The following is a 20,527-nucleotide window of genomic DNA, read 5'->3' as shown; positions in this document are numbered from 1 at the left end:
CCACGTCGTTCACAGGCTCGGGATCTCGTCGAGGGAGACGACACGACCCTCGCGTCGGGAGAGCTCGCAGGCGTCGGCGACGCGGAAGGCCTGGAGCGCGTCGTCGACGGTGCACGGCGAGGCCAGCGCGCCGCGGGCGACGGCCGCGAAGGCCGTCAGCTCGGCACGGTAGGCCGGCAGGAAGCGCTCCATGAACGACCAGTGACGGGGGCCGACCGGGTAGGTTGCACCGGGCTCGGCGGAGGTGACGGCGAGCGAGTCGTCGTAGCCGACGCCGATCGTGCCGTCGCTGCCGAGGACCTCCATGCGCACGTCGTGGCCGGCGCCGTTGTAGCGCGTCGCGGAGAGGTTGACGAGCGTGCCGTCGTCGAGCGTCAGGACGGCCGCGGCGGTGTCGACGTCGCCGGCCTCGGAGAAGAACGCGGCGCCCTTGTTGGCGCCGGTGGCGTAGACCGAGGCGACCTCGCGGCCGGTGACGAAGCGGATGATGTCGAAGTCGTGGATCGAGCAGTCGCGGAAGAGGCCGCCGCTCGTCGGGATGTACGCGGCGTGGGGCGGCGCCTGGTCGTGCGTCTGCGCCCGGATGCTGTGGACGAAGCCGAGCTCGCCGCCTGCCACGGCCTGCTGGGCGCGCTGGTAGCCGCGGTCGAAGCGTCGCTGGAAGCCGACGTGGACGGGCGTGCTCGTCGTGCGGACGAGACGGGCGAGGTCCAGCGTCTCGTCGAGCGTGGCCGCGACGGGCTTCTCGCAGAAGGTGGGGACCCCGGCCTCGAGACCGAGACGGATGAGCGGCGCGTGTCCCGGCGTCGCCGTGGCGATGACGAAGCCGTCGACACCGTGGGCGAGCAGCTCGGCCGGCGAAGCAGCGAAGCCGACCTCGAGCTTGTCCGCGACGGCGCGGGCGGCGTCGGCGTCCAGGTCGGCGACGACGACCTCGTCGACGTCGGTCAGGTCGCGGAGGGTCTCGGCGTGGAACGCCCCGATGCGGCCGACTCCGGCCAGTCCGATGCGCATGGACACTCCCTTGGGTTCGCGGTGGGCGGCGAGCCGGGGGGTGGTCGCCACGGGTTCCGGTCGGCGAGCCTCTCGACGTCGTCGTCCCTTCGAGAACGATGGTCGTGCCGCGGGCCTCGTCGTGTCAAGCAAATGTAAGGACATTCTGATGTTTGATCAATCTCTTGACATCACTGCAAGGAAAGGAGCATCCTCCAATCGCTGGCACCGACGCCGGGACCGGCAGACACCGACCACGGTGTCCGCCCGCGACGGAGGAGCCAGTGCGAGCACGGTGACCCACGACGTCGCCGGGGCCCGCCGAGAACCCCGCACACCGTCCGGGCGACGACCTCGCCCCACACCGTCCGCTCCGGACGCGACGCAGCCAGACCCCTCGAGCCACGCGCACCACACACGCACCGGCCGGGTCGACCTCGACCCGACACCCCTCCGGCCCCCACCTCACGTGCCAGGCGGCACACGGCATACGGGCTCCACCCTCATCGACGGATCCACCGTCACAGAACGTCGCGCCACTCCGGCGACCGGGCCACCGCGACGCAACGAAAGGAATCAACGATGACTCCGACTCGGACTCGCAAGAGCCTGACCGTCGCAGCCGGCATGGCCACGGCCGCCGCCCTCGCCCTCGCGGCGTGCAGCAGCGGCGGCGCCCCCTCCAGCACCGCCAACGCCGGGAGCGGCGGCGGCGCCGGTGACAACTCCGGCTACACGTTCGCCATGGTCACCCACGAGACCCCGGGCGACACGTTCTGGGACAAGATCAAGGCCGGCGCCACCCAGGCAGCGAAGAACAGCGGCATCACGCTCAAGTACTCCAACGACCCCGACCCGGCCAAGCAGGCGACGCTGATCCAGAACGCCGTCGACTCCAAGGTCGACGGCATCGCCACGACGCTCGCCACGCCCGATGCCCTCGCCGGTGCGGTCAAGTCGGCCGACGACGCCGGCATCCCCGTCGTCGCCTTCAACTCCGGCATCGACCAGTACCAGCAGGTCGGCGCCAAGATGTACTTCGGCTCCGACGAGAACCTCGCCGGAGAGGCGACCGGCAAGCGCATCGCCGCCGCCGGCGGCAAGAAGGTCCTCTGCGTCATCCAGGCCGCCGGCTCGGTGGCCCTCGAGGCCCGGTGCGCCGGCGTCAAGAAGGGCATCCCGGCCACGGAGAACATCCAGGTCAACGGCGCCGACGACCCGTCGGTCGTCTCGGCCCTGCAGGCCAAGCTCGCGCAGGACAGCTCGATCGACTGGATCGTCACGCTCGGCGCGCCGATCGCCCTCGACGCGCTCAAGGCGATGGACGCGGCCAGCAGCAAGGCCAAGCTCGCCACCTTCGACCTCAACGTCGACGCCGCGCAGGCGATCCAGGACGGCAAGATCCAGTTCTCGGTCGACCAGCAGCCCTACGTCCAGGGCTACCTCGCCATCCAGTCGCTCTACCTCAACAAGAAGAACGGCAACGACATCGGCGGCGGCCTCGCCGTCCTGACCGGACCGTCGTTCGTCGATGCCAAGAACATCGGCGTCATCCTCCCGTTCGCCAAGAACAACACGCGCTGACCCACGGGGCGGCCGGCCCGGGCAACAGGGCCGGCCGCCCTCTCGCACTTCACTCCTCGCACGTCATACGGATCGGAGAGGTCCATGAGTCAAACCACCAAGACTCCACCCTCGGCACCAGCCGAGGCGTCGAACCGGGTCACGCTCGGCTGGTCGAACCGCCTGCTCGCCCGCCCCGAGGTCGGGGCGCTCGTCGCGGCGATCGTCATCTTCGTCTTCTTCCTTATCGTCGCCCCGGCCTTCCGGTCGCCCGCGTCGTTCTTCACCGTGCTCTACCAGTCCTCCACCATCGGCATCGTCGCGGTCGCCGTGGGAATGCTCATGATCGGCGGCGAGTTCGACCTCTCCGCCGGCGTCATCGTCACCACGGCGGGGCTCGTCAACGCGATGTTCTGCTACCAGCTCGGCATCAACCTCATCGTCGGCGCCGTGCTCTCCCTCGTCTTCTGCCTCGCCATCGGCTTCCTCAACGGCTATCTGGTGGTGAGGACCGGCATACCGAGCTTCCTCATCACCCTGGGCACGTTCTTCGTGCTGCAGGGCGCCAACCTCGGGGTCACGAAGCTCGTCACGGGCTCGGTCTCGACGCCCAACATCAACCAGATGGACGGCTACAAGACCCTCGACGCGATCTTCGCCTCGAGCTTCAAGATCGGCAGCGTCACCGTCGAGATCACCGTCCTCTGGTGGTTCCTCTTCGTCGCCCTGTCGGCCTTCATCCTCCAGCGCACCAAGATCGGGAACTGGATCTACGCCGTCGGCGGCAACGCCGACTCCGCCCGCGCCGTCGGCGTCCCGGTCAAGGCCGTCAAGATCGGCCTCTTCATGTCGGTCTCGTTCCTCGGCTGGTTCGTCGGCATGCACACGCTCTACAAGTTCGACACCCTCCAGGCCGGCAACGGCATCGGCAACGAGTTCCTCTACATCATCGCCGCGGTCGTGGGCGGCACGCTGCTCACCGGTGGCTACGGCAACGCTATCGGTGTCGCCATCGGCGCGTTCATCTTCGGCATGACGAGCCTCTGCATCGTCTACGCCGGCTGGGACCCCAACTGGTTCCGGGCCTTCCTCGGCGTCATGCTCCTGCTCGCCGTGATGGTCAACCTCTACGTCAAGAAGCTCTCGACCGCCCGAAAGGTGGGCTGACATGACTGACACCCTGTCCGAGCACGCGGACCCGGAGCTCCACTCGGGTGAGCCGCTCATCGAGATGAAGGACGTCGGCAAGACGTACGGCGCCATCCGCGCCCTCAAGGGCATCAACCTCACGGTGCGTGCCGGCGAGGTGACGTGCGTCCTCGGCGACAACGGCGCCGGCAAGTCGACCCTGATCAAGATCATGGCCGGCCTGCACCCGCACAACGAGGGCACGATGAAGGTCGACGGCAAGGAGGTCAGCTTCTCCTCGCCGCGCGAGTCCCTCGACCACGGCATCGCGACCGTCTACCAGGACCTCGCCGTCGTCTCCCTCATGGAGGTCTGGCGCAACTTCTTCCTCGGCTCCGAGCTGACGAGCGGCAGGGGACCGTTCGCCACCCTCCGGATCGCCGACATGAAGCGCATCGCCGACGAGGAGCTGCGCAAGATGGGCGTCGTCGTCAAGGACATCAACCAGCCCATCGGCACCCTCTCGGGTGGCCAGCGCCAGTGCGTCGCGATCGCCCGGGCCGTCTACTTCGGCGCCCGCGTGCTCATCCTCGACGAGCCGACCGCGGCTCTCGGCGTCAAGCAGTCCGGCGTCGTGCTGAAGTACACGGCTGCGGCCCGCGACGCCGGGCTCGGCGTCGTCTTCATCACCCACAACCCGCACCACGCCTACCTCGTCGGCAACCACTTCGTCATCCTCAAGCTCGGACAGGCCGTGCTCGACAAGAAGCGCGCCGACGTCGGTCTCGACGAGCTGACCCGCCAGATGGCCGGCGGCGACGAGCTCACCGAGCTCTCGCACGAGCTGCAGAAGTGAGCGGGGTGGCGTCATGAGCGTCGCCGTCGCCCACCACACCCGCAGCTCGAGCGCGCTCGCGCTCCAGGAGGGAGCCCGCCAGGCGGCATACCGCGGGACCCATCTCCTCGTCGTCCACGTCGTCGAGTCGCTCGACAACGACATCGCGGAGGCCAACAAGGCCGGCATCTCCGATGCCGTCGAGAACGCCCTCGAGGCCGCGTGCCTGCCCGACCTCCAGTGGGACGTGCGCCTCGTCCCCGGCGGCCGGGACATCGCGGACGTGTCGGAGGCGATCCTCGCCACCGTGAGCGAGCTCGGTCCGGACCTGCTCGTCATCGGGGCCCGCCGTCGCTCGCCGATGGGCAAGGCCTTCCTCGGCAGCGTGGCCCAGAACATCATCCTCGACGCCGACGTGCCCGTCCTCGTCGTCAAGAGCCCGAGGTGATGACACGAGGGTGTGCTGACATGAACATGTGCGCGCATGGCCGAACCGTCTCGTTAGTCTGCGGCCATGCCCAAGCCCGTTGACGTCCGCATCGACCGTGAGACGCCGGTCCCGCTCTACCACCAGCTGGCCGAGCAGCTGAGCGCTGCGATCGCGAACGGCGACCTCCAGCCGGGCGACTCGTTCGAGAACGAGGTCGCGATGGCCGACCGGCTCGGGCTCTCGCGACCGACGGTGCGCAGGGCCATCCAGGAGCTCGTCGGGCAGGGGCTGCTGCTCCGCCGGCGGGGTCTCGGTACGACGGTCGCGGGGCGCCAGATCCACCGGCGGGCCGAGCTGACGAGCCTCTACGACGACCTGCGGCGCGAGGGCTCGGGGGACCCTCGCACCCAGGTGCTGACGCACGAGGTGACGACCGACGAGGTCGCGGCCGCGGCCCTCGGCCTGCCGGTCGACACGCCGCTGCTGCGCCTCGTCCGGCTGCGGCTCGACGGTGACCGACCCCTCGCGATCCTGCGCAACTGGCTGCCCCCGGCCTACTCCGACATCAGCCGTGAGGATCTCGAGCGCGACGGGCTCTACGCCCTCCTCCGCGCGCGAGGGGGCAAGCCAGTCGTCGCGCACCAGCGCATCGGTGCGCGACAGCCGTCGGCATCCGAGCGCAAGCACCTCAACCTCACGCCGTCCCAGCCGGTCCTGACGATGTCTCGCACCGCCTTCGACGCCGTCGGCGGCCCGGTCGAGTACGGCGACCACTGCTACCGCGCCCAGGACTACTCCATCGAGGTCATGCTCGACGAGCGCTGACCGCGCCGGGGTCCCTCGCGGCGCACCGACCACCGAGAAGGTATGCCGTGTCGACCCTTGCGCTGCCCAGCGCCCTCCCTGCCCCACGCCGTCCGTCGCCCGAGAGCGTGCCCGTCCTCCGGTGGGGCATCCTCGGCACCGGGTGGATCGCATCGCGCTTCGTCGCGTCGCTCCAGGCCTCGACGACGCAGCAGGTCGTCGCCGTGGGGTCGCGGTCGCAAGCCTCGGCCGACGCCTTCGCCCAGCGGGCGGGTGGGCTTCGGGCCCATGGGAGCCCGGCGGCCCTCGTCGCCGACCCCGAGGTCGACGTCGTCTACGTCGCGACTCCGCACCACGTGCACCTGGCCAGCGCGCTGCTCGCCGTCGATGCCGGCAAGCACGTGCTCGTCGAGAAACCGCTGGGTCTCGATGCCATTGAGGCTGAGGCGATCTCGACCGCCGCCGCGACTGCCGGCGTCTTCTGCATGGAGGCCATGTGGTCGCTCTTCCTGCCACGCTTCGACGTCGTGCGGCAGGTGCTCGAGTCCGGGGTGCTCGGCGACGTGCGCACCGTCATCGCGGACCACGGCGAGCACTTCGACCCGGCGCACCGCATCCTCGACCCGGCCATGGCGGGCGGCTCGCTGCTCGACCTCGGCACCTACGTGACGACGCTCGCGACGTGGGCGCTCGGCCCGGCCACGCGCGTCCTGGCGTCTGGAGAGACGACGGCCTCCGGCGTCAACGGCCAGGCCGCGATGCTCCTGACCCATGCCGACGACGCGACGAGCGTGCTGCACTCCACGCTGCTCACGCGTACGCCCACGTCCGCGACCATCGCCGGCACGGAGGCCACGCTGACCCTGCCCGGACCGTTCTTCATGCCCGGCGACGTCGTCGTCACCGCCGCCGACGGGTCGGGTTCGGTGACGTGGACCGACCCCGAGCCGATCGGCCACGGCGCGCTCTACCACTCCGCCCTCGAGGTGGCCCGCTGCATCGGCGACGGCCTGCTCGAGTCTCCGCTGCACCCGGCAAAGTCGGTCCAGGCCAACATGGCGGCATTGGACGAGGTCGCGAGGCAGCTCGGCCTCACGTCAGCCCTTGACCCAAGCGAGAGAGCGGTCCGCCCGGCCGTCAGGCCTGGGCGGACCGCTCTCGATCCTCTGGGAGACGGTCAGTCGCCGATACGCGTCCAGGTGCCGCAGTCATGGCTGTCGAAGCCGACGACCCACGAGTAGATGTGCACGTACTGCGGCTCGTAGTAGCTGAAGTCGTTCTCGATCACGTCCCCGAAGAGCCCGCTGAACCCAGACAGCCCCTCCCAGTAGCAGCCGTCACCGCCGGGTGCGTAGTAGTACCCCGGCCGGATGTGGACTCCCACCGCCTGCGCGCCCTCGCCGAAGGAGGTCCGCGGCGTGCCCACCTTCGCAAGCCGCGTCCACGAGCCGCAGTCCTCCGTCACGAAGTACGCATCGGTCGAGCTGATGGTGACGATGCGGCGGCCGCCCAGAGAGAAGTCGTTCGCGATGATGCCGTCGAAGTCCGTGCCCGCGTTCCTCCGACGTTCCCAGTAGCAGCCGTAGCCACCAGGTGCGACATAGGTACCGGGACCAAGGGAGACCCCCACGCGGAAGGTGCCGTCCTTGGTGAGAGTCGCCGCCGGACCGAGGATCGTCGCCGACGCCGCGCTCGTGCGAGTCACGGGCGTGAAGCCGGAGCGGCGAGCCGTCACGCTGACGGTGACCCGCTTGCCGTAGTCCGCTTCGACCAGACGGTAGGTGCTGCGTGTGGCACCCGTGATGACGACCCCGTTGCGCTTCCACTGGTAGCCGAAGGTCGGAGCGGGGTACCAGTAGCCCGGCTTGACGGTCAGCGTCGAGAAGACGCGGGCCGTGCCCGCGATGGTCGGCGTCGCGATCCGCGTGAATGGCTTGGTGACCGGGATCGTGGCCGCGCTCGTGCGCACCCCGTTGGAGTAGCCCGGACGCTTGGCCGTCACGGTCACCGTGATGCGCTTGGCATAGTCGGCGGAGACGGGCTTGTAGGTGCTCGCTGTGGCGCCCTTGATGGCGACACCGTTGGCCTTCCACTGGTAGCTGACCGACGCCCAGGGCGCCCAGGTGCCAGCCGTGGCCGTGAGGGCCCAGCCGATCTGCGGGTAGCCGGAGATGCGCGGCGTCGGGGCCGCCGTGAAGACGCCGTACGCGACGAAGGTGGTGGCTGCGGAGGTCCGCGTCGCGGGGGTGAACCCGTCACGTCGCGCCGCGACGGTCACGGTGATGCGCTTCCCGCGCTGCGCGGCCTGGGGCGTGAACGACGAGCCCGTCGCGCCGGTCACCGCGGCGCCATCGGCGCGCCACTGGTAGCTCAGGGTCGCGCTGGGGGACCAGATGCCCGGCATCGCCTTGAGCGCCGCTCCGACACGTGCCGTCCCGGAGATGGTCGGCGTCGGAGCCGCCGTGAACACGCCATAGGCCACTGCGGCCGTCTGCGCCGACGTCCGCGTCGTGGTCGGGAAGCCAGACCTCGTGGCCGTGACCTGGACTGAGAGCCGCTTGCCGCGCTGGATGGCGGCCGGGGTGAAGCTCGAGCCGGTGGCACCACTGATGGCCGCGCCATCGGCGAACCACTGGTAGGAGAACGTCGGGACCGGCGCCCATCCTCCGGTGTTCGCGGTGAGCGGTGAGCCCACCCTGGCGACCCCGCCGATCGACGGGGTCGGGGCCACCGAGTAGACACCAGAGCCGATGACGACCGGGACCGACAGGGCGGCGCGCGAGGTGTAGCCCGGCAGGGCCCCGGTCACGCGCAAGGTCACCGCCTTGCCCTGGTCCACCGCCTCGGGCACGAACGTCGTTCCGGTCGCGGCCGCGATCGGGGCTCCTGCGACGAACCACTGGTACGAGTAGTCCGGGACGGGCGACCACGTTCCCGTCTGGCCGCTGAGGGCCTCGCCGACCCGGGCCGTGCCGCTCACGGTCGGGACGCCGGCGACGAGGTCACCGGGCGCCACCGCCGCGGTCGCTCCGCTCGTCTTCGTGACGCTCTCGTAGCCCGGCATCGAACCAGACACCTCGACGGTGATGGCGCTGCCGAGGTGTGAGGCGTCGGGGGTGAAGGTCGGATCAGTGGCGTCAATGATGGGGGTGCCCTCGGACAGCCATTGGTAGTCAAGGGTCACGCCCTCGTCCCACGACCCACCGTCGACGACGAGCGGGCTGCCCACCTTGGCGGCACCCGTGATCGTGGGAAGGGGCGTGCTGGAGAGCACGCCCTTCGTGACGACCACCGCATCGGAGTCCTTGCTCGCCGGCGTGTAGCCGTCGGCCGACCCGGTGACCCGGACCTTCACGGAGCTGCCGAGCAGCTCAGGAGCAAGGACGAGCTGCGGCTGTGTCTGGCCATCGAGCACGACGTCGTCCGACAGCCACTCGTAGGAGAACGTGACGCCCTCGGGCGTCCAGACTCCAACGTTCGCGGTGACGGTCTGGCCGACTCGCGGCTCACCCGTGAGCGAGATCGTGTCGGCGGGAGCCACCGGGGGCAGTACGTCCGCACGGGCCGGCACAGTGCCGGCGAAGACCGAGGCCACGAGGGCGACGAGGACGGCGACGATGACCGACGCGGGTCGGCGCGCAGGTGCGCGTCGCGCCACCTCAGCCGACATGCGATGGGCAGGCTTCAATGACAAGAGCATTCCCCTGTGTTGATGTGCGCGGCAGCACCACGGATGCCGGCAGAAGATGAAGGAAGGCTGGGCGGAGGGGTCACGCTGACCCGGCACCGACAGCCGCGCGAACGCTAACACGGCACTCAGACAGCTCACAGGAAAATGTCGGAGAACGTCCCTGACCTGCACCTTTCTGACACGGGTCGCTGTCCGATGTGTCCTCGGTGAGGACAGACCGGGACAGGACGAGCCACGCCCGTCAGGGGAGAGGGGCCAGGACGTCCATGCCGATGAAGGGGCGCAGGGCCTCGGGCACGCGGACCGAGCCGTCGACCTGCTGGTGGTTCTCGAGGATCGCGACGAGCCAGCGCGTCGTGCCGAGCGTGCCGTTGAGCGTGGCGACGGCACGAGTGCCCGAGCCGTTCGGGTCGCGCTCACGCGTGTTGAGGCGGCGCGCCTGGTAGGTCGTGCAGTTCGACGTCGACGACAGCTCGCGGAACTTGCCCTGCGTCGGCACCCAGGCCTCGCAGTCGAACTTGCGGGCCGCGGGGCCGCCGAGGTCGCCGGCCGCCGTGTCGATGATCCGGTAGGGCACCTCGATCTTGGCGAGCATCTCGCGCTCCCACGCGAGCAGGCGCTGGTGCTCGGCCTCCGCGTCCTCGGGACGGCAGTAGCTGAACATCTCGACCTTGTGGAACTGGTGCACGCGGATGATGCCGCGGGTGTCCTTGCCGTGCGACCCGGCCTCGCGGCGGTAGCAGGCCGACCACCCGGCATACCTCTTCGGGCCCGAGGACAGGTCGATGATCTCGTCGGAGTGGTAGCCGGCGAGGGCGACCTCCGACGTGCCGGTGAGATAGAGGTCGTCAGCCTCGAGGTGGTAGACCTCGTCGGCGTGCGCGTCCATGAAGCCGGCGCCGACCATGATCTCGGGGCGCGCGAGCGTCGGCGTGATCATCGGTGTGAAGCCGGCCGCGGTCGCCTGGGCCATCGCCATGTTGAGCAGCGCCAGCTCGAGCAGGGCGCCGACGCCGGTGAGGTAGTAGAAGCGCGCGCCGCCGACCTTGGCGCCGCGCTCCATGTCGATGGCGCCGAGCTTCTCGCCGAGCGCGAGGTGGTCGAGTGGCTCGAAGCCCTCGGCCGCGAAGTCCCTTGGCGTTCCGACGGTCTCGAGCACGACGTAGTCGTCCTCACCGCCGACGGGCACCCCGTCCATGATGACGTTGCCGACCCGGCGGAGCAGGCGCTCGAGCTCGGCCCCGGCCTCGTCGGCGTCGCTCTCGAGCGCCTTGACCTGCTCGCTCAGCGTGCCGGCGTGCGCCCGTGCCTCGTGTGCCACCTTCTCGAGGTGGGCGGCATCGTCGGCGCCCGACTTCTTCGCCTTCTGGAAGGCGCCCATGGCCGCACCGACCGACTTGCTGACGGTCTTCTGCTCGGCGCGCAGCTTCTCGAACTCGCCGAGGGACGATCGACGGCGCTCGTCGGCAGCGAGGATCGCGTCCACGATCCCCGGGTCCTCACCACGGGCCTGTTGCGAGGCGCGGACCCGGTCGGGTTCGTCGCGCACGAGCTTGATGTCGATCACGCGGGCCAGCCTATCCGCGCGCCGCGCGGACCCACGACCGAGATCCGCCGACCCCTCCCCCAACTCGAGTGAGCGCTCAACCCCAGACGAGTGAGCGCTCCGCCCCATCCGTCACGTGACGCATGCGGTTGGGCGCTCACTCGAGTGGGACGGAGCGCTCACTCGAGTGGGACGGAGCGCTCACTCGAGTGGGACGGGGCGCTCACTCGACTATTCGGGGCGGATGAGGGCGTATGCCGTCACGGCGTCGGCCGGGAGGCCGCGGACGTCGATCTGGACCCGTCCTGACGGCAGCCCCAGGTGCACGGTCCGCTGCACGGCGCCGTCGCACGCGAAGGGGCGGGAGTAGAGCGGCTCGCCGTGGCCCCACGTGCCGGGCGCGGCGTCGTAGACGGCGTAGCTCGAGCCCTCCGTGGCCCGACCGGCAGCGCAGGCGACCTCGACCGTGTAGGTGTGGCCCTCGGCGACGGGCACGCCGGGGACGTTGCGGAACGCCTTGCCCGAGCCCTGCTTGGTCACGACGACCCGCGCCACCTCACCGGCCACCGGCGGAGGCACCGTCACGACGGGGGGCGGTCCGGGGTCGATCGGGGTGAGAGAGACCTCCGGCGTGACCCTCCCGGCGGACAGCCCTGTCGGCGTCACCCGCACGCCACCGTCCGTCGTGCAGCCGGCAGCGAGCAGCGCCGCGGTCACCGCAGCCACCACCGGCACGGCCTCGACGATGCGGCGCAGCCTCATGACCCGACTCTAGGACCGGCCGGGCCGACTGGGTATGGCCTATGTACAGCCGTCGAAGGAGCAGACATGAGTGAGAGCACGAAGTCCCGCGAGTCGATCGAGACCGCACCGAGCGACGAGGCGCGACTCGGGTCGCACACCGACAACGGAGCGCCGGCCCCGAGCGACCGCAACTCGCTCACCGTCGGCCCGGACGGCCCGATCCTGCTGCACGACCACCACTTCCTCAACCAGATGGCGCACTTCAACCGCGAGCGCATCCCGGAGCGCAACGTCCACGCGAAGGGTTCCGGCGCGTTCGGCACCTTCGAGACGACCGAGGACGTGTCGGCCTACACCAAGGCCGCGCTCTTCCAGAAGGGCGCCAGCACCGAGATGCTCGCGCGCTTCTCGACCGTCGCCGGTGAGCAGGGCAGCCCCGACACGTGGCGCGACCCCCGCGGCTTCGCGCTGAAGTTCTACACGACCGAGGGCAACTACGACCTCGTCGGCAACAACACCCCGGTCTTCTTCATCCGCGACACGATGAAGTTCCCGCACTTCATCCGCAGCCAGAAGCGCCGCGGCGGCTCGGGCCTGCGCGACAACCACATGCAGTGGGACTTCTGGAGCCTCAACCCCGAGTCGGCGCACCAGGTCACCTACCTCATGGGCGACCGCGGCATCCCGAAGACGTTCCGCCACATGAACGGCTACGGCAGCCACACCTTCCTCTGGATCAACGAGGCCGGTGAGAAGCACTGGGTCAAGTACCACTTCCACAGCAACCAGGGTGTCGAGGGCCTGACCGGGGCAGAGGCCGAGCGCATCGCCGGCCAGGACGCCGACCACCACCGGCGCGACCTCCACGACGCGATCGAGGCGGGCGACTTCCCGAGCTGGACGCTCTCGATCCAGGCCATGCCCTACGAGGACGCGAAGACCTACCACCTCAACCCCTTCGACCTGACGAAGGTGTGGCCGCACAGCGACTACCCGCTCATCAAGGTCGGCACGATGACGCTGAACCGCAACCCGGACAACTTCTTCGCGCAGATCGAGCAGGCGGCCTTCGAGCCGTCGGCGGTCGTGCCGGGCATCGGCTTCTCCCCCGACAAGATGCTGCTCGGCCGCGTCTTCGCCTACAGCGACACGCACCGCTACCGCATCGGCCCGAACTACCTCCAGCTGCCGGTCAACCGTCCCCGCGTCGACGGCCTCAACACCTACACGCAGGACGGCCCGATGGCCTACGACCACCACGGTGACCAGCCCGTCTACGCCCCCAACAGCGAGGGCCGCGGCTACGCCGACGAGGTCGGTGAGGTCGAGGAGGGCTGGGAGACCGACGGCGCCATGGTGCGCCAGGCCTACACGCTGCGCGAGGACGACGACGACTTCAGCCAGGCGGGCCTGCTCGTCCGCGAGGTCTGGGACGACGCGCAGCGCGAGATGTTCACCGAGACCGTCGCCGGCCACCTGCTCGGCGGCGTGAAGTCACCGGTGCTTGAGCGCGCCTTCGACTACTGGAAGAGCGTCGACGCCGAGACGGGCAAGCAGATCGAGGAGCTCGTCCGCGCCGGCCTCGGCGGCGCCAACCCGGGCGGAGACGCCGACGACGCCAAGGTCGTCAACGACCCGATCGTCGAGACGGACACGAACGCCGCCCACTGACAGGGCGTTTCGCCCAGCAACACGCAGAGGTATGCCGTGTGCCCCCGTCAGGCACACGGCATACCTCGTGCGGGTGAATCCGGGTCAGAGGTGAATCCTGACCACCTGTCCACCACCTGCGTCGGTCGCGTGCGTGGTCACGTAGGCGTAGTCACCGCGCAACGCGAGGCCGTACGGCATGAAGAGGCCGCCGGTGACGACCGTCGGGGACGTCGAGTGCGGCCTGACACGCACCAGCGCGCCGATCGGCGGCGGGGACGCGAGCCCGTTCGACGCGATCTCCACGGCGTACAGGTGGCCCTCCTTGTCGAACGCGAGCGACGTGACGTTGGTCAGGCCGGTCGCCCACTTCGTGGGCGCGTGGCCGGGCTTGATGCGCCAGATCGCCGCCGACCCCTTCTCGAACGGGAAGCCGACGAGCTGCGAGACGTACCAGGCCCCGTCCGGTCCCTTGACGACGTCTGTCGGCACTGCGTCGGCGGGGAACCCGGCCGGCGGGCCGACAGGGGACGCCACGGTAGTCAGCACAGGCGGGAGCACGGCCACGTTCGAGACGTGCTTGCGGACCGCGTTGACGGAGTTGCCGCCGGAGTCGGTGTAGACGAAGCCCTTTCCGGACCGCGCCAGACCCGTCGGGTCGCTGTCGACGTCGGTGCCGTCGGGGTTCTTGCGCTGCTCGAAGCGCGCGAGGTCGGCGATCGACGTCACGCGCGCCTTGCCGTGGTCCTTGAGCTCGACCTTCAGCAGCTTGCCGAGGTTGGCCCCCTGGGGTCCGAAGCTGTCCCGGTAGTCGGGCGAGCCGCCGAGGCCCATGGTGAGGGCGAAGGTGTGCTCACCCGTGAAGACGAGATCTGCGGGCCCGAGCGCATCCGCGGTACCGCCGGCGGACGACAGACCGGTCACCACTCGTTTGACGGAGCCTTTGGCACCGATGCGAGCGACGGAGCCCGTGAGGCCGACACACGCCTGGGTGGTCGGGTCGATGGGGTTGGGTCGGCAGGCGGTCGTGCCGGTCGTCCCTGCCTCCGCGACGTAGAGGGCCCCGCTCGGGCTGAAGGCCAGCTGTCGGGGGCTGTTGAGGCCGGAGGCGATGACCTTCGGCATGTGACTAGACATGTGACTGTGCGCCGGACTCGCCTGCGCGGTAACGGAACTCATTCCAGCAGTGCCAGCCGCAACTGCGATGACACCGACGCCGGCCATACGACGAACCAATGATTTCGTGATCATGGACATCCCTGTTCGGTCATCCCCCGACCCAGCCACGGTAGGACCGTGGGAACGACCGGGCCAAGGCATCACGCGCAAGTGGGCGAACTTGTCCCGTTTGGGATTCGTCCGCCCACCTGCGGGGGTTGGTCCGTTATCCGACCTCGGCCCGTGACCTCGGCTACTTCACCTCGGCGCGGGTCAGGCGCCAGATGCCGACGGCGAGCGGTGCGATGACCCACACGGCGACCGAGGTGCAGAGATGGGCCCACTGGGCACCCGTCAGCGATCCCTCGAAGAGCGGCTGCATCGTCTGGTTCATGTCGAGCCACGTCGCTGCGTCGCCCAGCCACGAGACCATCGAGCCGAGGATCGACCACGCGGTGGGCAGGACGAAGAAGACGACGACCGCGGCCGGAGTGTTCTTGAAGAGCATGCCGAAACCGACGCCCTGGGCGATGCCGAGCAGCACGTAGCCCCCGGCGCCGAGGAGCACGAGCGCGTCCGTGGACCAGTCGCCGGTGATGCCGCGGAAGGTGATCGCGGCCTGGTGGGCGAGGGCGGCCAGCACGAGCGACAGCGCGAAGGCGCAGACGCCGACGAAGAGGGCCGAGAGGAGCTTGGCCCACGCGATGCGCATGCGGCGCGGCTCGAGACCGAACGTGACGAGGCCGGTGCGCTGGCTCCACTCGGACGTCACGGCGAGGATGCCGACGACCGGGAGGATCAGCGCCATCGGCATCGTCGTGGCCTGGAGGTACTCGCCGAAGGCGTGCTGTCCGCCCTCGTTGAAGAACATGATCGTCAGCGCGACCGCGATGATGGCGCCGATGCCGATGAGGAGCCAGCGGCCGGCGCGGGTGTCGAGCATCTTGCGCAGCTCGACGTGGACGAGGCGGCCGAAGGGCACCCCGGTCGTGGGACGCGGGCCGGCGATGCGGCTCGGCACCTTCGCGTGGGTCGGCAGGGCCGACTCGGCGTTCTTGGAGACGGCCGACCCGTTGGGCACCTGGGTCGTGGTCGTGGTCGTGGCGGTCATGCCGCCACCTCCTCTCGTGCGGCACCGGCGGTGAGGTCGAGGAACATCTCCTCGAGCCCCCGGCTGTCGGCACCGCGCAGCTCGGTCAGGACGATCTGGTGGGCGAGGGCGACGCGGCCGACGGCGATCGGCTCGGCCTCCACCTGCAGGCCCCCGGTCGGGGTGCGCTGGGCGACGATCGAGGCCGCGGCGAGCGCGCCCATGAGGGCCTCGTCGTCGGTGGAGCGCGTGTAGGTTCCGGCCCCGGCGAGGAGCTCGTCCTTGGTGCCCTGGGCGACGATCTTGCCGTGGCCGATGACGATGATCTCGTCGGCGACACGCTCGATCTCGTTGAGCAGGTGCGAGCTGAGCAGCACCGTGCCGCCCTCGTTGGCGTAGCCGCGGAGCAGGTCACGCATCCAGCGGATCCCGGCGGGGTCGAGCCCGTTCGCCGGCTCGTCGAGGATGAGCACCTCGGGGTCACCGAGCAGCGCGTGGGCGATGCCGAGGCGTTGGCGCATGCCGAGGGAGTAGTTGCGGACGCGGCGGTTCGCCTCCTTCTCGGTGAGGCCGACGAGCTCGACCATCTCGTCGACGCGGTGCTTGCCGACGCCCATGAGGATCGCGCCGAGGGTCAGCACCTCACGGCCGGTGCGGCCGGCGTGCTGGGCCGAGGCGTCGAGCAGGAGGCCGACGTGGCGGCCGGGGTTCGGCAGGGCGGCATACGGCTTGCCGAGCACCGTGGCCCGTCCTGACGTGGCGGGCGTCAGGCCGGCCATGACGCGCATCGCGGTCGTCTTGCCGGCGCCGTTGGGGCCGAGGAAGCCGGTGACGAGGCCCGGCTTGACGTCGAAGGAGACGTCGTCGACGGCCGTGAACGGGCCGTAGCGCTTGGTGAGTCGTTCCACTGTGATCATGGGCTCCACCCTCTCGGGAGGGGTGGTGGTCGCACATCCGTCACAAGCCTGATTCCGACCCCTACCTAGGTCGCACCCGACCCTGACCGGAGTCAGGGTCCGTGCTCAGGGTCGGACCCCGCCGGCGACCGCGGACGAGACCTTGGTCGGATGCCGTCGCGCCCGGTCCGCGCCTACGCTGGCCGGGTGCCGCTGCCCCGGATCGCCCGCACCCGACGGGGCCACGTGTGGGGCGAGACGTGGCGGCTCGGGGTCGCCTTCCTCTTCGGGCTCGCGATCTGGGGCGCCGTCCAGGCGCAGCTCGACCACCGGCACGTCGAACCGGCCTTCGGCAAGGACTGGCTCCTCGTCGACGTCGGCATCGGTCTCGCCTCGACGGTCCTGCTGCTGTGGCGGCGACGGTGGCCGCTCGCCGTCGCCGTCGTGACGGCGGCGATCTCGAGCGTCTCGACGGTCAGCGTGGGCGCGTCCGTGGTCGCCCTCGTGTCGCTCTCGACGGGACGTCAGTGGCGCCGGATCGCCCTCGTCGCGGTGCCGTGGATGCTCGCCGGCTGGGTCAACGCCATGGTCTACCCGACCGAGGACCAGGTCGTCACCCTGCCGAACGTCATCATCGGCCTGCTCAGCTATGCCGTCAGCGTCGCCATCGGCTGGGCCATCGGCGAGCGCCGCGCCTTCGTCGCCTCGCTCCACGACCGCGCGCTGACCGCCGAGCGCGAGCAGGCGATGCGCGTCGTCCAGGCCCAGGTGGCCGAGCGCGCTCGCATCGCCCGCGAGATGCACGACGTCCTCGCGCACCGGATCTCCCTCGTGGCCATGCACTCCGGCGCCCTCGCCTACCGCACCGACCTGACGCCCGAGCAGGTCTCCGAGACGGCCGAGGTGGTCCGCGAGAGTGCCAACGAGGCTCTGACCGAGCTGCGGGCCGTGCTCGGCGTGCTGCGCGACGTGCCCGGTTCGGGGGCTCCCGCGGATGGCACGCCCCAGCCGCCGCAGCCGACGCTCGCCGACCTCGACGCGCTCGTCGCCGAGGCACGCTCGGGCGGCACGACGGTCCGGCTCGACCGGTCGGGTGACCTCGAGCGCGTGCCCGAGCAGGTGTCGCGCGGCGCCTACCGGATCGTCCAGGAGGGTCTGACGAATGCCCGCAAGCACGCCCCGGGCGCGGCCGTCCGGGTCACCGTGTCCACCGCCGCGGAGGGCGGCCTCGACGACGAGGCGGTCCGGGTGACGGTGCGCAACACGGTCCCGCGCGCGGGCCGCGACGCGGCGGACGGCATACGCCCTGACGTCACGGTGGGAGCCGGGCTGGGACTGCTCGGCCTCACGGAACGGGCCGTCCTCGCCGGAGGCGAGCTGACCTACGGCCCCGACCGCGCGGGCGACTTCGTCCTCACGGCCCGGCTACCGTGGTCGCGATGACCGAGGACACAGGGCGTACGCGTGTCGTGATCGTCGACGACGACGCGCTCGTGCGTGCCGGGCTGAGGATGATCCTCGGTGGGGCACCCGACCTCGACGTGGTCGCGGAGGCGGGTGACGGCCTCGAGGGTGAGCGGGTCGTCGACGAGCACCGGCCCGACGTCGTCCTCATGGACATCCGGATGCCACGCCGGGACGGACTCGAGACGACGAGATCGCTGCTGTCCGAAGGCGCCCGGGCCGTCCGAGGTGCGCGGGGCGACGACCTCAAGGTCATCGTGCTGACGACCTTCGACGCCGACGACATGGTCGTGCAGGCGCTGCGGGCCGGCGCCCACGGCTTCCTGCTCAAGGACACCGAGCCGCGCCGGCTCGTCGAGGCGGTGCGCCTCGTCGCCGCCGGCGAGCCGATCCTGTCGCCGAGCGTCACCGCGACGCTCATGGCCCACGTCGCGACCGGCGGCGGTGGCTCAGACGCGGGCGACCGACGTCGCTCCGACGCCGAGGGCCGCCTGGCGACGCTCACCGACCGCGAGCGCGAGGTGGCGCTCGCCATCGGCCGCGGACTGTCCAACGCCGACATCTCGCGCGAGCTCTACCTCTCCGTGCCGACCGTCAAGGCCCACGTGTCGCGCGTCCTCGACAAGCTCGGCGCCGACAACCGCGTCCAGATCGCCATCGTCGTCCACGACGCCGCTCTCACCTGAGCCTCGCCGCCGCCCCTCTGCGGGGCTTGGCGGACACGCGCGCAAAAAGGCTGGACGCGAGGGGGCCACGCCCCATACCTTCTCTCCCGTGTGGATCTCCTGATGCCTCGAGCCCGCCCGCCGCTGACCTGACGACGACCGTCTGACGTCACCCGCGGGGCCCAGCCGACCATCAAGGACCCCCCATGTCTTCCACCCTCACCATCTCCGGACTCGACGTCGCCTTCGGGGCACGCACCCTCTTCTCCGGTCTCGACCTGACCCTCGCCGACGGCGACGTGCTCGCCGTCGTCGGCCCCAACGGGTCGGGCAAGTCGACGCTCATGCGCACCATCGTCGGCGAGCTGCCGATCGAGGCCGGAGCGATCCGGCTCGCCCCGCGCGACGCGACGGTCGGCTGGCTCCCTCAGGTCGTGCCCGACCCGACGGAGACCCTCCTGACGTATGCCCGTCGCCGCACCGGCGTCACGGCCGCCGACACCGAGCTCGAGGCCGCGTCCGCCGCGATCGCGGCCGGTGACGAGGGCAGCGAGGACCGCTACGCCACCGCGCTCGAACGCTGGCTCGCGCTCGGAGCCGCCGACCTCGACGAGCGCCTGCCCGAGGTGGCCGCCCGCGTCGGGCTCGACGTCGCGTCGAACCGTCCGCTCGGCACCCTGTCCGGCGGGCAGGCCGCGCGGGCCTGCCTCGTCGCCGTGCTGCTCAGCCAGTACGACGTGCTGCTCCTCGACGAGCCGACGAACGACCTCGACGCCCGCGGGCTCACCCTCATGGCCGACTTCGTCGCCGCGCACGAGGGCCCGATCCTCGTCGCCAGCCACGACCGCACCTTCCTCGACGCGGTCGCCACCGGCGTCGTCGAGCTGGACGTCAAGCAGCAGCGCATCGGCCACTACACCGGCGGCTGGAGCAGCTTCGTCGCGCAGCGCGAGCTCGCCCGCGCCCACGCGTGGGAGGCCTACGAGGGGTATGCCGCCGAGCGGGACTCGCTGCTCGCGCAGTCCCGGCAGCGGCACGACTGGGCCGACAGGGGACGGCGCAACGTCGCGCTCGGCAAGGAGCCCGACAAGCACATCCGCGAGAAGCACAAGGCCCGGGCCGACCGCCAGGCGGCGAAGGGAGGCCGCCTCGAACGGGCTGCCGAGCGACTCGACGCCGTGGAGCAGCCGCGCAAGGAGTGGCAGCTGCGCTACGCCATCACCGAGGGCCGGCCCTCCGCCGACGTCGTCGCCACGCTGTCGGACGCGGTCGTCGAGCGGCACGGCTTCCGGCTCGGCCCGGTCAGCCTCGTCGTGGGTCGTGGTGACCGCATCGCGCTCGTCGGCGACAACGGATCGGGCAAGACGACGCTGCTCGGCGCCCTGCTCGGTGACCTGCCCCTCACGTCGGGCCGCCAGAGCCTGGGCACCCGGGTGGCCGTCGGCGTCATCGACCAGCGCCGCCACCTGCTCGACGACGACGCCACGGTGCTCGAGGTCGTGCGGCGTGAGCTCGGGACCCACCCGAGGTCGGGCAGCGAGTGGCCGGTCGCCGAGGTGCGCACCCTCCTCGCGAAGTTCGGGCTCGGGTCCGAGCACGTGTCACGTCCGGCCCGGAGCCTGTCGATGGGCGAGCGGACCCGCGCGCTCATGGCCCTCTTCCAGGGTCGCGAGGTCAACGTCCTCGTCCTCGACGAGCCGACGAACCACCTCGACGTCGACGCGATCGAGCAGCTCGAGGCCGCCGTGGCGGCCTTCGGAGGGACCGTGCTCGTCGTGAGCCACGACGAGAGCCTGCTCGACGGCATACGCCTGACCCACCGGTGGGTCGTCACACGGGGCCGCGTCCGCGTCGAGGCCCTGTGACGGCG

General features: G+C 70.6%; 17 protein-coding genes. 10 read left to right on the top strand and 7 right to left on the bottom strand.

Annotation, left to right across the window (positions count from 1 at the left end; translation table 11 throughout):
* Window positions 1-9: 9 nt before the first annotated feature.
* Window positions 10-1,014 carry a Gfo/Idh/MocA family oxidoreductase gene (locus H283_RS0111390; protein WP_028785527.1) on the bottom strand — a complete coding sequence of 335 codons (1,005 nt, stop codon included), beginning with the start codon at window positions 1,012-1,014 and terminating at the stop codon, window positions 10-12.
* 561 nt (window positions 1,015-1,575) lie between these two features.
* Here H283_RS0111390 and H283_RS0111385 point away from each other — a divergent pair.
* The 6 genes from H283_RS0111385 (at window position 1,576) to H283_RS0111360 (ending at window position 6,994) form a co-directional block, all read left to right on the top strand.
* Window positions 1,576-2,577 carry a substrate-binding domain-containing protein gene (locus H283_RS0111385; RefSeq protein WP_020143649.1) on the top strand — a complete coding sequence of 334 codons (1,002 nt, stop codon included), beginning with the start codon at window positions 1,576-1,578 and terminating at the stop codon, window positions 2,575-2,577.
* 84 nt (window positions 2,578-2,661) lie between these two features.
* Complete coding sequence (locus H283_RS0111380) at window positions 2,662-3,723, top strand: ABC transporter permease (RefSeq protein WP_020143648.1); 1,062 nt, start codon at window positions 2,662-2,664, stop codon at window positions 3,721-3,723.
* A 1-nt stretch (window position 3,724) separates the two neighbouring features.
* Complete coding sequence (locus tag H283_RS0111375) at window positions 3,725-4,540, top strand: ATP-binding cassette domain-containing protein (RefSeq protein ID WP_020143647.1); 816 nt, start codon at window positions 3,725-3,727, stop codon at window positions 4,538-4,540.
* 13 nt (window positions 4,541-4,553) lie between these two features.
* Window positions 4,554-4,967 carry a universal stress protein gene (locus tag H283_RS0111370; protein ID WP_020143646.1) on the top strand — a complete coding sequence of 138 codons (414 nt, stop codon included), beginning with the start codon at window positions 4,554-4,556 and terminating at the stop codon, window positions 4,965-4,967.
* A 66-nt stretch (window positions 4,968-5,033) separates the two neighbouring features.
* A complete protein-coding gene (locus H283_RS0111365; protein ID WP_020143645.1) occupies window positions 5,034-5,774 on the top strand; it encodes a GntR family transcriptional regulator in 741 nt (246 codons plus the stop codon).
* A gap of 47 nt (window positions 5,775-5,821) precedes the next feature.
* Complete coding sequence (locus H283_RS0111360) at window positions 5,822-6,994, top strand: Gfo/Idh/MocA family protein (RefSeq protein WP_231372267.1); 1,173 nt, start codon at window positions 5,822-5,824, stop codon at window positions 6,992-6,994.
* On the opposite strand, the gene H283_RS26645 is transcribed toward H283_RS0111360, so the two are convergent.
* From H283_RS26645 to H283_RS0111345, 3 genes are all read right to left on the bottom strand, one after another.
* Window positions 6,931-9,423 (bottom strand): hypothetical protein, encoded by a 2,493-nt coding sequence (locus tag H283_RS26645; RefSeq protein WP_020143643.1) that lies wholly within the window; start codon window positions 9,421-9,423, stop codon window positions 6,931-6,933. The two genes, H283_RS0111360 and H283_RS26645, sit on opposite strands and share 64 nt — an antisense overlap.
* Before the next feature lie 262 nt (window positions 9,424-9,685).
* Window positions 9,686-11,011, bottom strand: coding sequence for a serine--tRNA ligase (gene serS / locus H283_RS0111350; protein WP_020143642.1), 1,326 nt, complete (start codon window positions 11,009-11,011; stop codon window positions 9,686-9,688).
* A 210-nt stretch (window positions 11,012-11,221) separates the two neighbouring features.
* The gene (locus H283_RS0111345) at window positions 11,222-11,752 is read right to left on the bottom strand and encodes a hypothetical protein (RefSeq protein WP_020143641.1); all 531 of its coding nucleotides are present in this window, start codon (window positions 11,750-11,752) and stop codon (window positions 11,222-11,224) included.
* Window positions 11,753-11,818: 66 nt separating this feature from the next.
* On the opposite strand from H283_RS0111345, the gene H283_RS0111340 reads away from it, so the two are divergent.
* Window positions 11,819-13,405 carry a catalase gene (locus tag H283_RS0111340; protein ID WP_020143640.1) on the top strand — a complete coding sequence of 529 codons (1,587 nt, stop codon included), beginning with the start codon at window positions 11,819-11,821 and terminating at the stop codon, window positions 13,403-13,405.
* Window positions 13,406-13,489: 84 nt separating this feature from the next.
* Here H283_RS0111340 and H283_RS24830 read toward each other — a convergent pair whose 3' ends face one another.
* The 3 genes from H283_RS24830 to H283_RS0111325 all read right to left on the bottom strand — a co-directional run bounded on the left by H283_RS24830 (window position 13,490) and on the right by H283_RS0111325 (window position 16,549).
* On the bottom strand, window positions 13,490-14,521 hold the full coding sequence (locus H283_RS24830) for a ScyD/ScyE family protein (RefSeq protein ID WP_196805969.1): 1,032 nt from the start codon (window positions 14,519-14,521) through the stop codon (window positions 13,490-13,492).
* Between the two features lie 274 nt (window positions 14,522-14,795).
* Window positions 14,796-15,653: an ABC transporter permease gene (locus tag H283_RS0111330; protein WP_020143638.1), complete on the bottom strand. Its 858-nt coding sequence runs from the start codon at window positions 15,651-15,653 to the stop codon at window positions 14,796-14,798.
* Entirely contained in the window at window positions 15,650-16,549 is a 900-nt protein-coding gene (locus H283_RS0111325; RefSeq protein WP_028785525.1) for an ABC transporter ATP-binding protein, read from the bottom strand. The genes H283_RS0111330 and H283_RS0111325 overlap by 4 nt, the downstream gene beginning before the upstream one ends.
* A gap of 186 nt (window positions 16,550-16,735) precedes the next feature.
* Here H283_RS0111325 and H283_RS0111320 point away from each other — a divergent pair, with 186 nt between their 5' ends.
* The 3 genes from H283_RS0111320 to H283_RS0111310 all read left to right on the top strand — a co-directional run bounded on the left by H283_RS0111320 (window position 16,736) and on the right by H283_RS0111310 (window position 20,522).
* A complete protein-coding gene (locus H283_RS0111320; RefSeq protein WP_156023134.1) occupies window positions 16,736-17,971 on the top strand; it encodes a sensor histidine kinase in 1,236 nt (411 codons plus the stop codon).
* Window positions 17,968-18,678, top strand: coding sequence for a response regulator transcription factor (locus tag H283_RS0111315; protein WP_043649264.1), 711 nt, complete (start codon window positions 17,968-17,970; stop codon window positions 18,676-18,678). The genes H283_RS0111320 and H283_RS0111315 overlap by 4 nt, the downstream gene beginning before the upstream one ends.
* 185 nt (window positions 18,679-18,863) lie before the next feature.
* Entirely contained in the window at window positions 18,864-20,522 is a 1,659-nt protein-coding gene (locus H283_RS0111310; RefSeq protein WP_020143634.1) for an ABC-F family ATP-binding cassette domain-containing protein, read from the top strand.
* The last annotated feature ends 5 nt before the right edge of the window (window positions 20,523-20,527 follow it).

The sequence above is a fragment of the Terracoccus sp. 273MFTsu3.1 genome (assembly GCF_000383675.1).
Classification (GTDB): Bacteria; Actinomycetota; Actinomycetes; order Actinomycetales; family Dermatophilaceae; genus Terrabacter.
This window is presented reverse-complemented; position numbering and strand designations above follow the sequence as displayed.